This is a genomic window from Bradyrhizobium cytisi (assembly GCF_008123515.1).
Lineage (GTDB): Bacteria > Pseudomonadota > Alphaproteobacteria > Rhizobiales > Xanthobacteraceae > Bradyrhizobium > Bradyrhizobium cytisi.
On record NZ_VSSR01000021.1, the window covers coordinates 150,377 to 166,288 of the forward strand.

Sequence of the window (15,912 nt, forward strand, 5' to 3'; positions counted from 1 at the left end):
GACTTGCGAGCCGGAGAAACAAGCCGATGAAACGAATTTTGATTGTCGCGGGCACCCTCATTCTGGGTGCGGGCGCCGTCATGGCCCAGCAGGAGATTGCCGTCCAGCAGGACAACCTGATGCGCTCGCAGGCCAAGAGCATGTACGGCGTGATCCTCAAGATGACGAAGGGCGAAATCCCCTACGATCAGAAGGCCGTCGACGCGGCGATCGCCAGTCTCGAGGCCGACGTCGCCAAGATCGCAAAGACCTTCGAGGTCAATCCCAAGCAGGACGTGGTCAACGCAACTTACGGTGCTTCGCCCAAGGTCTGGCAGAACAAGGCCGATTTCGACTCCAAGATCCCGCCGGTGCAGAAGGCGATCGCCGAGGTCAAGGGCAAGATCACCGATGTGGCGAGCCTGAAGGCCGCCTACACTGCGATGAATGATCGCTGCACCGACTGTCACGAGACGTATCGGCTGAAGCTGAAGTAGAGCGGCGCGGGCGCATCACTACAAGTTCGGTGTCATCGCCCGCCTTGTGCGCACTTGCGCACTGGGGCGGGCGATCCAGTACGCCGAGGCGGTTCGGGGAACGTTTGATGTCTCTAGAATACTGGATTCCCCGCTTTCGCGGGGAATGACAGCAGTGGGTGAGGCTTCGCAATCGCGTTCATGCTGCTGCATCACCGGCGCGCAGCTCATCAGCAAATTCTCCTCTCATGGCCTGACGGATCGCCGTCAGAGTGGTTATGTTTGCTCGCGCCGCTGCAGCGTTGATGCCTCACGATGTCTGGAGTTCCAACGCGCGGCGCGGATCTCGAGCAACAGCGAGGCAGGCCATGGTCAAACCGTTCCCGTCGAAAACCCATATCGGCAACCATATGCTGCATCCGGAAACGCTGATGCTGACCTATGGCTATGATCCGCAGCTGTCGGAAGGCGCCATCAAGCCGCCGGTGTTCTTGACCTCGACCTTCGTGTTCAGGACGGCCGAGGACGGCCAGGACTTCTTCGATTTCGTCGCGGGCCGGCGTGAGCCGCCGGAGGGCATGGGCGCGGGCCTGGTCTATTCGCGCTTCAACCATCCCAACAGCGAGATCGTCGAGGACAGGCTCGCCATCTATGAGCGCACCGAGAGCTGTGTCCTGTTCTCATCCGGCATGGCGGCGATCGCGACCACGATCCTGGCTTTCATACGCCCTGGCGATGTCATCCTGCACTCCCAGCCGCTCTATGGCGGGACGGAAACCCTGTTGACGAACACGCTTTCGCGTCTTGCGATCGGCGCAGTCGGCTTTGCCGACGGCATCGATGAATCGGCGGTCGGCCATGCTGCGGAGGAGGCCATGCGCAAGGGCCGGGTCGCGATGATCCTGATCGAAACGCCGGCCAACCCGACCAATGGCCTGGTCGACGTCGCGATGATGCGCCGCGTCGCCGAGACCATTGGAAAGGCCCAGGGCCACACGCCGATCATCGCCTGCGACAACACGCTGCTCGGCCCGGTGTTTCAGCGGCCGATCGAGCATGGCGCGGATATTTCGCTGTACTCGCTGACCAAATATGTCGGCGGTCATTCCGACCTGATCGCGGGCGCGGCGCTCGGCTCGAAGGCGATCATGAAAAGCATCAAGGCGCTGCGCGGCGCGATCGGCACCCAGCTCGATCCGCATTCCTGCTGGATGATCAACCGCTCGCTCGAGACCTTGAGCCTGCGCATGGAGAAGGCCAACAGTAACGCGCGCCTCGTCGCGGACTATCTGCGCGACCACGCCAAGGTCGCCAAGGTCCACTATCTCGGTCATCACGACGAGGCCTCGCCGGCCGGACAAGTGTTCGCGCGGCAGTGTCTCGGCGCGGGATCGACATTCTCGTTCGACATCGTCGGCGGCCAGGCGGCGGCGGAGAAATTTCTCAACGGCTTGCAGATCTTCAAGCTCGCGGTCAGCCTTGGCGGAACGGAGTCGCTGGCGAGCCTGCCGGCGACGATGACCCATTCCGGCGTGCCCGCCGACATCCGCCGCAAGATCGGCGTGCTGGATTCCACGATCCGGCTGTCGATCGGCATCGAGCACCCGTCGGATCTGATCGCGGATCTCACGCAGGCGCTGAGCGCGGCGTAGGGACAGGCATGCTGTGAGCAAGCGTCCCGTCTGACACGCTCAGCCGGAATCGAAAAGGCCGGACGCGCAACTCGCGCCCGGCCCCCGCGGAAAAAATTGCAACAAAGCTTACTTGGTCACCTGGCCGCGGATTTCGCCGCCCGGGTTGGCCGCGGTGTGAATGTTGACGTAGAGCTTGCCGGCGAGCAGATCGGAGGCCTGCGCGTCGGTCAACGTCGCCGAGCCCTCAGCCGGGCTGTTGGCAGCACCCGGGATCGGCACCGCGACGCCGGCATTCTTGCCGGCCTCGGCGGGGCCATGGAAATGGGCGGCGGTTGCGGGGCCGGAGAGGCCGGAATAGCTCAGCTTCCAGGATAGCTTCTTGGTGGCGGCGTCATAGTCGAGATCGGCCGTGCCGGTGCCGCTGCTGGTGGTGGCGGGCACTTCGGACTTGCCGTCCAGCGTCGCCTTCAGTTTCTCCGCGCTGGCCGAGCCTGCGAATGCGACGGCGGCTCCGAGCGCCAGCGTGGCAAAAAGCGCTTTGTTCATGGGTCTCTCCCTGTTGACGCCTGATTGCGGTCAACTTGCAAACAGTGCGGTTCCGACTTTATTCCCGGATTCCGATCAAACCATCTAAATTATTCGTGGCTGGAGCGGCTGCGGGATGATCCGTAAATTCGCCGGAGCTCGATGGGATCCTCAATGCCGCGACGAATAATTTCTGTCATTTTGATTGCTGCTGTTGCAGCACTTGTCGTCTACTGGTGGCTGACCGCGCCGACCGCTTTGGCCTTGCCGGCGCCGATGCGCGGGCCTGATCTCGCCAATGGGCAGGAGCTGTTCAATGCCGGCGGCTGCTCGTCCTGCCATGCCGTGCCCAACCAGCCCGACCGTCTCAGGCTTGGCGGTGGCCTGGCGCTGGGCTCGCCGTTCGGAACGTTCTATGCCCCGAATATTTCGCCCGATGCCGCCGACGGCATCGGCCGCTGGAGCGAGGCCGATTTCGTCAATGCGGTGATGCGCGGCATCTCGCCTGCGGGTACGCACTACTTCCCGGCATTTCCCTACACGTCCTATCACATCGTCAAAGTCGACGACGTTCGCGATCTCTTTGCCTATCTGAAGACGCTGCCGCCGGTGTCCGGCCGGGTGCGCGACCACGATCTGCCATTTCCCTTCAACATCCGCCGCAATGTCGGCATCTGGAAATTGCTGTTCATGGAGGTCAGGCCGTTCATGCCGGATGCAGCGCGATCCGCACAATGGAATCGCGGCGCCTATCTCGTGAACGGTTTTGGCCATTGCGCCGAATGCCACAGTCCGCGCAATTTTCTCGGCGGCGTCATCACTTCGCAGCGCTTCGCCGGCGGCCCCAATCCCGAAGGCGAGGGCTGGGTGCCGAACATCACGCAGAAGGGTATTGGCGGCTGGAGCGAGAAAGATATTGCCGACTTCTTAGAGACCGGCGACATGCCCGAAGGCGACAGCGCATCGGGCTCGATGCGGCCGGTGATCAAGAACCTCGCGCAGTTGACACCGGAGGATCGCGCCGCGATGGCGGCGTATCTGAAGTCGTTGCCGCCGGTCGACGGTCCGACGCCGCCCAAACGCAAGGAGGCTGGCGGTTAGCTGGTGCCGAACGCCTTGAAGGTGATGATGGTGAGCGTGTCCTGGATGCCGGGCAGCACCTGCACCTTCTCGTTGATGAAGTGGCCGATGTCGGTGTCGTTGTCGACATAGAACTTCACCAGCAAATCGTAATGGCCGGCTGTCGAGTAGATCTCGGAGGCGATCTCGGCTTCGGCAAGCGCATTGGCGACCGTATAGGACTGGCCGAGCTTGCATTTGATCTGGACGAAAAAGGGAACCATTGCAGTCACTCCGAAGGGGTATTCTTCCGGCTAATAGGCCAAAACCGGCCGGATTTAGCAAGCGGACTTGCGGCCTGCGGGGACAAGCCGCCCGCGCGCAAATACGGTTTTGCCCTACGAAGTCACAGTCACCGCGGCGAAGGCGTGCCTGAGCCGCTGGGCGAGCTCGGCCTTGCGATAGGGCTTGGTCAGGACCACTGCGTCGGCTTGCGCGCGGCCCTGCTCGACCAGGGTCTCCAGCGCATAGCCTGAGGTGAACAGCACCGGCAAGCCGGGCCGAATCCGCCGGGCCTGATCGGCGAGCTCCCAGCCACTCATTCCGCCGGGCATGACGATATCGGTGAACAGCATGTCGATGCCGGGATCGGTGCGCAGCCGTTGCAATGCCTCCTGGCCGTTGACGGCGGCGACGACGCCATAGCCGAGAGCTTCCACCTGGAGGATCACCGAGGAGCGCACGAACGGATCGTCTTCCGCGATCAGGATCTTCTCGTGCCCGCGCGGCGCGGCCTCCTCGCCTTCCAGCACATCGGCCAGCGATTGTCCGGCACCAGCACGCGGCAGGTAGATCCGAACCGTCGTTCCCAGGCCCTGTTCGCTATAGATCGAGACGTGACCGTCTGACTGCTTGGCGAAGCCATAGACCATGCTCAGCCCGAGCCCTGACCCCTTGCCGACCTCCTTGGTGGTGAAGAATGGCTCGAATGCGCGCTCGATCACCTCGGGCGTCATGCCTTCGCCGTCATCAGTGACGGAAAGCAGCGCGTAGGCGCCCGACGCCACTTCCGGGTGCAGGGCGCGATAGTCATCGTCGATCGCGGCGAGTTCCGTGCTCAGCGTCAGGTGCCCGCCTGACGGCATCGCGTCCTGCGCATTCAGCGCAAGGTTCAGCACGGCGGATTCGAGTTGGGCGCGGTCGGCAAAGGCCAAGATCGTGCCGGGCCCGAAGGCCGTCTTGATCTCGATGTTCTCGCGCAAGGTGCGCTTGAGCAGCTTGAGCATGGACCCGAGCAGCTCGCGGCAATCGACCGTCTGCGGCTGGAGCAATTGGCGGCGACTGAACGCCAGCAGCCGCTGCGTCAGCTCCGCGCCGCGTTCGCCGGACTCGCAGATGTCGTCGGCAAATTGCCGCAAATCGGGCCGCGTCTTGAGCTGCTCGCTGAGATGCTCGGCGTTGCCAATGATCACGGTCAGGAGATTGTTGAAGTCGTGCGCGATGCCGCCGGAAAGCTGGCCGACCGTCTCCATCTTCTGCGCCTGCTGGAGCTGTTGCTCAGTCAGCTTGCGCGCGGTCAGATCGTGGATGATGCCGACGTAGATCAGTTCGCCGTCCTGCCACGCCTGGCCGACCGACAGACCCATCGGAAAGCTCGATCCGTCCTTGCGCAGGCCGGCGGCTTCGCCGGTCGCGAAGCGCCGCGCATGACCGGTGGATGAGGGCCTCTCCTGGTTGGACATCAGCATGCCGATGTCGAGATTCATGACCTCGGCGGCGTGATAGCCGAACAGCCGTTCGCAGGCGGGATTGAACAGGAGAATGCGGGCTTGCGCGTCGAACAGGATGACACCGTCGACGGCGGTCTCGACGACCGCGGTGAGACGCGTCACGCTTTCGCGCATCGCGCGCTGGGCGTCTCCGACCTGCCGCAGCAGCAGCGTCGCGTCCCGGCTCTTGATCTCCTCCTCCTCGAGCGCAGCCTGAACCTTCTGCAGCTCAAACGGGGAGGGGATGGTTAGGATTTTCGGCAAGAGCGGCCAAAGTGCACCGGCGGTGAAGATGGAGGCCGCAGCCGTGACCGCCTTGACCAGGCCCTCGATGCCGTAGATCGGGACCCAGAGCGTGTAGATCGACAGCACATGGGTCAGGCCGCAGGCCATGATGAAGATCGCGAACGCCCAGTAGACCCAGCCGAATTGGAGGTCTCGCCGCTTGGTGACGAGAATGGTGAGAGCGAACGGGATCGAGAAATAGGCGGCGGCTATGATGGCATCGGAGACGACGTGGAGCCAGATCAGCTCAGGTTCCCACAACAGGCAGATGCCGTGCGGTGAGAACATCGAGGAGTCGAGAATGCGTTCGAAGTAGGCCCACATGATACAGTCCCGAGAGGGTTGCAGGCCGGGGGCGGCCCGCAACATGGCATCGCCAGCGAATCGATCAATCTTTCACTGATTTGGATGGACCCGCCAAGGCCGGGCGATGACTAGGTCTTATTTCTCCGGATGTGCACGTTTCCGGGACGACGATACTGCGTGGCACCGCGCGTGCACGATTCGCGGCTTGCTGGTGCTCCGAGCGCGCGGTAGGAGAAGCCATGACTTCGAAATGCCTGACTTTGAAACGCCTGGCTTCGAAAACCCGGAAAACCGCCCGATGACCACGCCCGTGGCGCTCACCATCGCCGGCTCGGATTCGAGCGGCGGCGCCGGCATTCAGGCCGACCTGAAGACCTTTGCCGCGCTCGGCGTCTACGGTGCCTCCGCGATCACGGCGCTGACGGCGCAGAACACCAAAGGTGTCAGCGGCATTCACGCGGTTTCCGCGGCGTTCGTCACCGCGCAGATCGATGCGGTGCTCTCCGATCTCGACGTCGGCGCGGTGAAGATCGGCATGGTGGCGCAGGCCGAGACTATCGATGTGATCGCCTCTGCGCTGGCGCGCTGGAAGCCTCGCAATATCGTGCTCGATCCCGTGATGGTCGCAACCTCCGGCGACCGCCTGCTGGCGTCCGAAGCCGTCGAGGCCCTGCGCAAGAAGCTGATTCCGCTGGCCTCGGTCGTTACGCCAAATCTGCCCGAGGCCGCCGCTCTGCTCGACGGGCCGCTTGCGCGAAGCGAAGCCGAGATCGAGAGTCAGGGCCGCCGCCTGCTCGCGCTCGGCTGCCACGCTGTCCTGATCAAGGGCGGGCACGGCGAGGGCGCCGAGAGCATCGACTATCTCGTCGATGCCGGAAACACGATTGCGCTTGCCGCGCCGCGCGTCGCCACGAAGAACACCCATGGCACCGGCTGCTCGCTCTCGTCGGCGATTGCGGCGGGTCTCGCCAAGGGCGAGACCCTGGAGCAGGCGGTGCGCAACGCCAAGGCCTGGATCAGTGTTGCGATTGAAGCTGCCGACCGCTTCAGCGTCGGCCACGGCCACGGGCCGATCCATCATTTCCACAAGTTTTACTGACGCCGGCTGCGAGCTGCGTGTCGGCCCCGCCGTTAACCAGCAGGACCAGGGTGTTCCGGGCTTTTGCGGGCAACCAATGCCGCCTCATGTCGCCTGATTGTCGCATGCGACTGATATTCGCGGGGAGGGCGAGGCGAGGTTTGATTCGTAGCTGAGGTGCCTCAAAGGTCCAATTGGTCATCCCCCTGTCACGGGACATTGTTACAGGCTGTCGCATGGGAAGTTACGATGTGAGTGACGAGAGCCCTGAAAGGCGCTTTCGCACCTTGTTCATTTCCGATGTCCATCTCGGAGCCCGCGGCTCGCAAGCCGACCTGCTGCTGGACTTCCTGCGCTACCACGACGCCGACACCATCTATCTCGTCGGCGACATCGTCGACGGCTGGGCGCTGAAATCGAGCTGGCACTGGCCGCAGTCGCACAACGACCTGGTACAGAAGCTGCTGCGCAAGGCGCGCAAGGGCGCCAAGGTCATCTACGTGCCCGGCAATCACGACGAGTTCCTGCGCAACTATTACGGCACGCATTTCGGCGGCATCGACGTTGTCGAGAACACCGTCCACACCGGCGTGGACGGCAAGCGCTATCTCGTCATCCACGGCGACATCTTCGATCTCGTGGTGCAGAACGCGCGCTGGCTCGCCCATCTCGGCGACAAGGCCTACGACTTCGCGATTCAGATGAATCGCTTCGTCAACTTCTTCCGCCGCATGTTCAAGGTGCCCTACTGGTCGCTCTCGCAGTGGGCGAAGCAGAAGGTCAAGAACGCCGTGAACTATATCGGCGCGTTCGAGCAGGCGCTCTCCGCCGAGGCACGGCGCCATGATGCCGACGGGGTGATCTGCGGCCACATCCACTACGCCGTGATCCGCGACGAGAATGGCATCCGCTACATGAATTGCGGCGACTGGGTCGAGAGCTGCACCGCGCTGGTCGAGCACGATGACGGTCGTTTCGAGATCATCACCTGGTCCGACCACGCCCAAAAGCCTGCAGCCGTACCGCAGGTGGCAGCAAGGGCGGCTTGATGCGTATCCTGGTCGCGACCGACGCCTGGCACCCGCAAGTCAACGGTGTGGTTCGGACGCTGACCAAGCTTGCTGACGCCGCCAAGACGCTCGGTACCGAGTTTACGTTCCTGACGCCGCAATCGTTCCGTACCTTTGCGATGCCGAGCTATCGCGACGTGCGGCTCGCGATGCCGCGCCCGGCGCGCATCGCAAGACTGATTGAGGAAGCGCGGCCCGACAGCATCCACATCGCGACGGAAGGGCCGATCGGCCTGATGGTCCGCCGCTATTGCCGGCAGCGCAAGCTGCCGTTCACGACCAGCTTTCACACCCGCTTTCCCGAATATGTCCGCGCCCGCGTGCCGGTCCCGGAATCCCTGATCTGGCGGGCGCTGCGGCGCTTCCACAGCGCCAGCCGCGCCGTGATGGCGGCGACGCCAGCACTCGCCCGCGAGCTCAGCGAGCGCGGCTTTGCCAATGTCGTGCTGTGGCCGCGCGGCGTCGACACAAAGCTGTTCCACCCTCGCGCCATCGATCTCTGCCTCCCGGCACCGGTGTTCCTTTCCGTCGGCCGGGTCTCGGTCGAGAAGAATCTCGAGGCGTTTCTCGACCTCGATCTGCCCGGCACCAAGGTGATCGTCGGCGATGGCCCGGCGCGCAACACGCTGGAAGAGGCCTATCCCGACGCGATTTTCCTGGGCGAAAAGCACGGCGAGGAGCTGGCCGACATCTATGCGGCAGCCGACGTCTTCGTGTTTCCGAGCAGGACCGACACGTTCGGCCTGGTCCTGCTCGAGGCGCTCGCGAGCGGCCTGCCGGTTGCGGCGTTCCCGGTGAAGGGGCCGCGCGACGTCATCGGCGATGCGCCGGTCGGCGCGCTGGACAATGACCTGCGCAATGCCTGCTTCGCGGCGCTCGATGTCTCCAGGCCAGCCTGCGTCGAATTCGCCGCCAATTACACCTGGGAAGCCTCGGCGAGGGCATTTGTGGACAGCATCCGGGCGGCCGGCGCGGTGCTGCCCGGCCGGACCGGCACGGAACAGCCGCGCTTCGTCGCCTGAACGGATAAAAATCCTCGCGCGGAGGTGTCTTGCCGGCGCCGCGTCCGCCGCGATAACATCGCCCCCATGTCCGAACAGCCCCTTCCGATCGGCCCCGCCGATATCGATGCCGCAGCGCGCGTGCTCGCGCCTTTCGCTGTCCGCACCCCGCTGTTGTCCTTTCCCGTGCTCAACGAGCGCGTTGGCGCGAAAGTGTTCCTGAAGCCGGAGATGCTCCAGCGCACCGGCTCCTTCAAGTTCCGTGGCGCCTTCAACAAGGTGTTCTCGATCCCGCAGGACAAGCGTGCCGGCGGCGTCGTCGCGTTCTCCTCCGGCAATCACGCCCAGGGCGTGGCGGCGGCGGCCAAGATACTCGACATGCGGGCGACCATCGTGATGCCGGCGGACGCGCCGCTCTCGAAGCGTGAGCGCACCAAATCCTATGGCGCCGAGGTCGTGCTGTACGATCGCGACCGCGACGATCGCGAGGCGATCTCGCGCGGCATCGCCGAGAAGCGCGGCGCGACGCTGGTCAGGCCCTATGACGATCCTTTCGTGATCGCAGGGCAGGGCACCGCGGGCCGCGAGATCGCGGAGGACATGGCAACGCTCGGCCTCTCACCTGACATCGTGGTGGCGCCGGCCTCCGGCGGCGGCCTGATCGCAGGCGTCGCAACGGCCGTGAAGGCGCGCTACCCACTAGCCGAGATCGTGGTGGCCGAGCCCGAGGCGTTCGACGATCACGGCCTGTCGCTGACCGCAGGCCATCGCGAGCCGCACGCGCCGGCGGGCCGCACCATCTGCGACGCGCTGATGGCGCTGATCCCGGGCGAAATGACCTTTGCGATCAACAGCAAGCTTCTGGCGCGCGGCGTGACCGCGTCGGACAAGGAAGTCGGCGCGGCCGTCGCCTTTGCCTATCGCGAGCTGAAGCTCGTGGTCGAGCCCGGTGGTGCGGTGGGCCTTGCCGCGCTGCTTGCGGGGCGTCTCGACGTCGCCGGCAAGAACGTGGTCATCGTGCTCTCCGGCGGCAACGTCGATGCGGATCTGTTCGCTGAGCTGGTGGCCTGAGGTCTCGAGCTTTTGACATGAAGAAGGGGCAGAGCGTCGCCGCACTGCTCCTTTGTCGCGTGCGGTCGCCGCCATCAATGCATGAAGCCGCGGTGGTTGTTGCCGCCATTCATGTTTGACTGGTTCATCGATTGACGGACATTGTTGCCGCCGCCATTCCCCATCGCATTGAACTGCGGCCGGTTGTTATTCTGCACCTGCACTTTGTTCACCGGGTTGTTGTCGAGCTTCACGCCGTTGTTGATGCGGATCGGATTGTTCTGGCTTTGAACGTTGGTCACCTTCACGTCGATGGGCTTGGCATCGACAGTCGAGCTGCCCTTGCCGGTCGTCACGGGCATGCTCACGATCTTGCCAGGAGGGGTGTTGGCAGTGCCGGCATGGCTGTTGCCGGTGTTCTGGGTGGTGGTGGTCACCGGCAGTGTGGTGATCTTGCCGATGCCGCCAGTGTTCGTCGTCGTGCTGGTCGGCGCGGGCAGAGTGACGATCTTGCCCGGGATCTGCGACGGCGTGCCATTCTGCGAATTGCCGGCAGGCAGGGTAACGATCTTACCGATTCCGTCGACCGGCTTCTGCACGACCGGCGGGTTGACGTTGATCTGAGAGCCGCCGTTGCCCTGCTGGATCAGCGGCATGTATTTGGGCTGGCCGAGATTGCCGATCTTGAGCGTCGGGGCAATGTTCTGCGGAGCCAAAAACTTCGTCGCCTGCATCAGGGGGATCAGCTTCGGCTGCGTCTCGAGCTTGTGCGCCATCAGCGCATATGGGCTGTTGCCGTAGCTGTCGTAGAAGGCCTTGTAGCCGATCGGCGAGTTCGCGAGCACCGCCTGGTGCCAGGCCTGCGAGATCAGCAAAATCGACAGCAGCCAGCGGATATGATCGCACAGCGGGTCGTGCGGATACATCTGGAGGAACTCCTGATAGTACTCCGGCCGTCCCTCGGACACGACGTAGTCATAGGCCTGTCGCGTTGAACGGCTCGGCAGGTTCGAGGCCATCTGCACCACCGGCGCATTCACCGGCGCGCGATTGGCGGCAACGGCCGTGTCGCCGAAGAAGGTGAAGTCGGAGGTCAGCGAGGAGCTCTCCCACGGAATCTGCGCGCCGCTGGTGGTCTGGTTGACCTGGAGCCGCACGCGCTTGAAGAGCTGCTCGATCGGCACGTTGGGCTCGCGCGCGACGTTCAGGAAGGCCTGCGTATAGGGGCTGTGGCCGGCATTGCCATCGAGCGCTTCGGCGCCCGGCGCGGTCGAATAGCCGACGATGGAGCCGTTCGGCGCATCGACGATGGCAAGGCCGCGGCCGGCGTCGTTGACGTCAGGGAACGGGTTGTTGCGGCAGGCATCGAGGATGACGATGCGCATCCGGCTCGGGATCGTCTCCAGCGTCGACATCACGTCGACCAGGCGGACCGAATCGTTGACGAGCTCGGTCTGGTTCGACACCTTCGCGTCAACAGGGACGAGATAGTTCTCGCCGGCGAGCTGCACGCCGTGACCGGCGTAATAGACCATCGCCACCGTGTTCGGACCGCGCGCGGAGACCTTGGCCGAGAAATCCTGCACCACGCGCAGCATGTCGTTCTGACCGAGATCGGTCGCCGAGATCACCTCGAAGCCGGCCGAGTTGAGGAACTGCGCCATCGACTGCGCGTCATTGTCGGGATTGGCGAGCTGCGGCGCGTTCTGGTAGTTCGAATTGCCGATCACCAGCGCCACTCGCTGCTCCGGGCCTTGCAGCGCGGCAGGCGCAGCCGGTTCGACAGGGGCGACCTGTGCGGAAACGGGGCCGCAGCCGAAGCCGAACAGGCTTCCCAGCAGGCCGGCAGTCATCAGGGCGGATTTCAGACGGAACATGGCGGGCTCCCTCGGGGCTCATCTCGATGCGAGATTGGTTGCGAGGAAGCTAGGCGGCGTTCGATCCCTGGTCCGTGATCGCGATCACCGTCGGATCCTGCGTGATCTAGATCACGCGTAAGGGCGTGGGGCGCTTGCCTCGCGCTCCGTCATTGCGAGCGGAGCGAAGCAATCCAGAATCTTTCCGCGGCGGCAGTCTGGATTGCTTCGCTCCGCTCGCAATGACGGTGGAAAGAGTGCGAGCGCCTTTACGAGAAGAACGCGATCTTCTCGGCCTGGGTCATGCGGCGGATCGGCGCCAGCGCGTCGTTGGCCGCAGGGCGGGGCTTTTGCACGATGCCGCTGGCGAGAATGGTGGCGCCGAGCGAGGGTTCGGGCAGGGGGGAGGGCATCGGCAGCGACGCGGTCGGTGCTGCGCCGTAGGTTGCTGCGGCCGTCATCATGGAGGCCGGTTGCTCCATCGCTTCGGCTGCGGCTTCGGCGATGGCATCGGTGAGACGCGCGAGCGATTCCATCGCGATCGGGGCTTCGACGACCGGCTCCTCAACAACCGGTTCCTCGACATGCGGCGCGATTGGCGCCTCCATGGCGACCGGCTTCGCGACCCCCGCGGCCATCGGCTCCGGCTTGGGAATAGCCGCTTCCATCTCCATCGGCTCGACGATCTCGTCGAACTCCGGATCAGGCGCAGCCATCTCCAACGCGATCGCCGCGAGCACGGCGTCGTCTTCGGCCTCCGCGGCGGCATCGAACGAGAACTCGTCCGTGATCTCGGCGACGGAAGCGGGATCGGCGAGGCTGTCCTCGACCGCAGCAAAACTCTCTTCGACGGCGGCGTGGCTTTCGGCAATCTCGGGCGCGATCGCGACGTCCATCGTCGCGTTCTCGGCGATGCTGCTCGCGTCAGCGGTCGCCTCGGGCTCCGGCGCGATGTCCTGCCGGGTCTCCGTCAAAGCCACGGATGCTTCGCTCGCCATCGCAACGGGCGCTCCGACGCCGTCAGCGTCCGTCTGCTCGACCCGGTCCCTGAGCAGATCGAAGGCGGCCTTGAGGTCGGCGCGCGGGTCGATGGTCGACACCTGGGCGCAGGCCGCTTCGATCGAGGCGAGCTGCGAATCAATCAGGTCGCAGATTCGCCCGTCGGCGCCGATCTCGCGCCAGCGCCAGGAGATCTCCTTGATGATGCGCACGCCGCGCGGAATCGGCGCGAGGCTCGCCTCGAGCACGGCCGGATCGCAAGCCTTGCCGGCGGCGCTTTCTGCGTCCTCGACCGCGCGGCGGATCGCGACCAGCGCCTCGGGCAGGCGGTCCTCGACGACGGGTTGTCGCTGTGCCGCAAGGGTTTCTTCGATTTTGGCGACCGCGTCGAGCACCATGCTGGTGTCGGCATTGCGGTTGCGCTTGGCGTACTCGCCGAGGAACCAGCGGCCGCGCGCGGTCTCCATGAAGGCTTCACGGATCGCGTCGTAATCCTGCTCGTTCGGCTCGGCCGCGCGGGCCGACATGGGCGAGAGGGCGAATGCTTCGTTGGCCATGACAGTCTCGTCGCGCAAATCACCGCGCGTTACTGTAACGATCACCACGATATCGACCGAATCGCAATTGGTTTGATGGCAGGCGAATCACAAATCCCCATCGCGACATCCGTCAAGCGGCGATTCACCGTGCGTCTTGCGCTGTTCTACGCGGCCGTGTTCGCGGTGACGGGCACGCATCTGCCGTTCTTCCCGGTCTGGCTCAAGGCGATCGGCGTCGATGCGGCCTGGATCGGGATCATCAACGCGCTGCCGGGGATCACGCGCTTCACCACGCTGCCCTACGCAACCGCCTTTGCCGAAAAGCGCCATGCGATTCGTGCCGGCATGATGGTTTCGGTCGTCGCGACGGCGGCGGGATTTGCGCTGGTCGGCGTGCAGCACCAGCCGCTGGCACTCCTGCTGATCTATGCGCTGACCTGCATCATGTGGACGCCGGTCGTGCCGCTGACGGATGCGTATGCGCTGCGCGGCGTCATTCGTTACGGCTTCGACTATGGGCCAATTCGGCTGTGGGGCTCGGCGGCCTTCGCGGCCGGCGCACTCGCCTGCGGCTATCTCGTCGACAGCATCGACACGCGCGAGCTGATCTGGGTCATCGTCGCTTGGGCTCTCGTTGCGGGCGTCGCGGGCCTGTTGCTCCAGCCGCTCGGCGATGTCAGGCGAAGGAGCGCGGAAAAGCCCGCTGGCAATGCCCTGCTGCGCGATGCCGGCTTCTGGTCGGTCATCATTTCGGCCGCGCTGATCCAGGGCAGTCACGCTGCCTATTACTCATTTTCGGCGATCAGCTGGCAGGCCCATGGGCTCGGCGGGTTCACAATCGCCGGACTCTGGACGCTGGGCGTGATCGCCGAGATCGTCGTCTTCGCGCTGTCGCCGCGCTTCTCGCTGCATCCGTCATCGCTGATGGCGATCGGCGGCGCAAGCGCGGTGCTGCGCTGGATCGTCACGGCGCAGGAGCCGTCGCTGGCGCTGCTCGCGATCGCGCAGCTCGGCCACGGCCTCACTTTCGGCATGACCATCGTCGGCACCATGAATTTGCTGGTGCGGCGCGTATCAGATTGCGCGGGGGCAGGGTTACTATGCTGCGTGCAGCGGCTTGCTGGGCGCGACGAGCTCGATCGCCTCAGGCGCGATCTACGCCAGCATCGGCGACAGCCTCTATTACGTCATGGCGGCGATGGCGGCGGCCGGCGCGATCGTGATCTGGTCGGCGCGGCATCGGCTCATGGCTCAGCCCCAGAGCGAAGCGTCCGGCGGATAGACCAGGCTCTCGTCATAACGCAGTCCATGATCGCGATCGCGCGCCAGCAACAACGGGCCGTCGAGATCGACGAAGCGCGCCTGCGGGGTCACCAGCATGGCGGGCGCCATCGACAGCGAGGTCGCGACCATGCAGCCGATCATGATCTCGAAGCCGAGCGCCTGCGCGGCATCGGCCATGGCCAGCGCCTCGGTGAGACCGCCGGTCTTGTCGAGCTTGATGTTCACGGCGTCGTAGCGCGCGCGCAAGGGGGCCAGCGAGTTGCGGTCATGCACGCTCTCGTCGGCGCAGACCGCGAGCGGCCGCTTGATCCGCGCCAGCGCGTCGTCCTTGCCGGCCGGCAGCGGCTGCTCCACCAGGGTGACGCCGACGGCGGCGCAGGCCGCGAGGTTGGCTTCCAGATTGGCCTCGGTCCAGGCCTCGTTGGCGTCGACGATCAGCTCCGACTCGGAGGCCGCCTTGCGCACGGCCGCGATCCGCTCGGGATCACCGTCGCCGCCGAGCTTGATCTTGAGCAGCGGCCGGTGCGCCGCCCTGGCGGTCGCCGCCGCCATGGCCCCAGGCGTGCCCAGCGAGATCGTATAGGCCGTGGTGCGCTCGCCCGGCACAGGGCGGTCGAGCAGGTTCCAGGCCCGCAGGCCCGAAGCCCTGGCCTCGAGGTCGATCAGGGCGCAATCCAGCGCATTGCGGGCCGCCCCTGGCGGCATGGCGGCTTGGAGGGCCTGCCGCGTCAGCCCGCCCGCGAGAGCCGCCTGCATGGCCTGGATCGCGGCCAGTGTTGCCTCGGGCGTCTCGCCATAGCGGGGATAGGGGACGCATTCGCCGCGGCCGATCAGTCCGTTTTGGCTCACCTCGGCCACAACGGTCACGGCTTCCGTCTTGGCGCCGCGGCTGATCGTGAAACTGCCGGCGATGGGAAACCGCTCGATTCGGGCGGCAAGCACAGGAACTTTGCTGGAAGTCATTTTGAACTCTGGCGAAATCTGAACCTGCTGGTTACCTCT

13 protein-coding genes and 1 pseudogene are annotated in these 15,912 nt (G+C 64.8%); 8 read left to right on the forward strand and 6 right to left on the reverse strand.

Going from position 1 to position 15,912, the window contains the following annotated elements:
• The first annotated feature begins 26 nt into the window (after positions 1–26).
• On the forward strand, positions 27–476 hold the full coding sequence (locus tag FXB38_RS13240) for a cytochrome c (protein ID WP_148751290.1): 450 nt from the start codon (positions 27–29) through the stop codon (positions 474–476).
• Between the two features lie 347 nt (positions 477–823).
• The gene (locus tag FXB38_RS13245; RefSeq protein ID WP_148751291.1) at positions 824–2,107 is read left to right on the forward strand and encodes a cystathionine gamma-synthase family protein; all 1,284 of its coding nucleotides are present in this window, start codon (positions 824–826) and stop codon (positions 2,105–2,107) included.
• A gap of 108 nt (positions 2,108–2,215) precedes the next feature.
• Here the strand turns inward: FXB38_RS13245 and FXB38_RS13250 are convergent, their stop codons facing one another.
• A complete protein-coding gene (locus FXB38_RS13250; protein WP_148751292.1) occupies positions 2,216–2,635 on the reverse strand; it encodes a CHRD domain-containing protein in 420 nt (139 codons plus the stop codon).
• Positions 2,636–2,788: 153 nt separating this feature from the next.
• On the opposite strand from FXB38_RS13250, the gene FXB38_RS13255 reads away from it, so the two are divergent.
• Complete coding sequence (locus FXB38_RS13255; protein WP_148751293.1) at positions 2,789–3,715, forward strand: c-type cytochrome; 927 nt, start codon at positions 2,789–2,791, stop codon at positions 3,713–3,715.
• On the opposite strand, the gene FXB38_RS13260 is transcribed toward FXB38_RS13255, so the two are convergent.
• Both FXB38_RS13260 and FXB38_RS13265 read right to left on the reverse strand, forming a co-directional pair.
• Complete coding sequence (locus tag FXB38_RS13260) at positions 3,712–3,957, reverse strand: Lrp/AsnC ligand binding domain-containing protein (protein ID WP_129271476.1); 246 nt, start codon at positions 3,955–3,957, stop codon at positions 3,712–3,714. The two genes, FXB38_RS13255 and FXB38_RS13260, sit on opposite strands and share 4 nt — an antisense overlap.
• Positions 3,958–4,071: 114 nt before the next feature.
• Complete coding sequence (locus tag FXB38_RS13265; protein ID WP_148751294.1) at positions 4,072–6,051, reverse strand: hybrid sensor histidine kinase/response regulator; 1,980 nt, start codon at positions 6,049–6,051, stop codon at positions 4,072–4,074.
• A gap of 280 nt (positions 6,052–6,331) precedes the next feature.
• Here FXB38_RS13265 and thiD point away from each other — a divergent pair, with 280 nt between their 5' ends.
• From thiD to FXB38_RS13285, 4 genes are all read left to right on the forward strand, one after another.
• Positions 6,332–7,132 (forward strand): bifunctional hydroxymethylpyrimidine kinase/phosphomethylpyrimidine kinase, encoded by an 801-nt coding sequence (thiD, locus tag FXB38_RS13270; protein ID WP_148751295.1) that lies wholly within the window; start codon positions 6,332–6,334, stop codon positions 7,130–7,132.
• A 215-nt stretch (positions 7,133–7,347) separates the two neighbouring features.
• Complete coding sequence (locus FXB38_RS13275; RefSeq protein ID WP_148751296.1) at positions 7,348–8,160, forward strand: UDP-2,3-diacylglucosamine diphosphatase; 813 nt, start codon at positions 7,348–7,350, stop codon at positions 8,158–8,160.
• On the forward strand, positions 8,160–9,203 hold the full coding sequence (locus FXB38_RS13280; protein WP_148751297.1) for a glycosyltransferase family 4 protein: 1,044 nt from the start codon (positions 8,160–8,162) through the stop codon (positions 9,201–9,203). The genes FXB38_RS13275 and FXB38_RS13280 overlap by 1 nt, the downstream gene beginning before the upstream one ends.
• Positions 9,204–9,269: 66 nt before the next feature.
• A complete protein-coding gene (locus FXB38_RS13285; RefSeq protein ID WP_148751298.1) occupies positions 9,270–10,253 on the forward strand; it encodes a threonine/serine dehydratase family protein in 984 nt (327 codons plus the stop codon).
• A gap of 74 nt (positions 10,254–10,327) precedes the next feature.
• On the opposite strand, the gene FXB38_RS13290 is transcribed toward FXB38_RS13285, so the two are convergent.
• Both FXB38_RS13290 and FXB38_RS13295 read right to left on the reverse strand, forming a co-directional pair.
• Positions 10,328–12,109, reverse strand: a complete 1,782-nt coding sequence (locus FXB38_RS13290) for a caspase family protein (RefSeq protein WP_148751299.1) — start codon at positions 12,107–12,109, stop codon at positions 10,328–10,330.
• 248 nt (positions 12,110–12,357) lie between these two features.
• The gene (locus tag FXB38_RS13295) at positions 12,358–13,644 is read right to left on the reverse strand and encodes a hypothetical protein (RefSeq protein ID WP_187434845.1); all 1,287 of its coding nucleotides are present in this window, start codon (positions 13,642–13,644) and stop codon (positions 12,358–12,360) included.
• Between the two features lie 75 nt (positions 13,645–13,719).
• Between FXB38_RS13295 and FXB38_RS13300 the strand changes: the two are divergent.
• A pseudogene (locus FXB38_RS13300) lies at positions 13,720–14,908 on the forward strand (MFS transporter).
• Here FXB38_RS13300 and dgcA read toward each other — a convergent pair.
• Positions 14,878–15,873: an N-acetyl-D-Glu racemase DgcA gene (dgcA, locus tag FXB38_RS13305; RefSeq protein ID WP_148751301.1), complete on the reverse strand. Its 996-nt coding sequence runs from the start codon at positions 15,871–15,873 to the stop codon at positions 14,878–14,880. The pseudogene FXB38_RS13300 and the gene dgcA overlap by 31 nt on opposite strands.
• Positions 15,874–15,912: the final 39 nt, after the last annotated feature.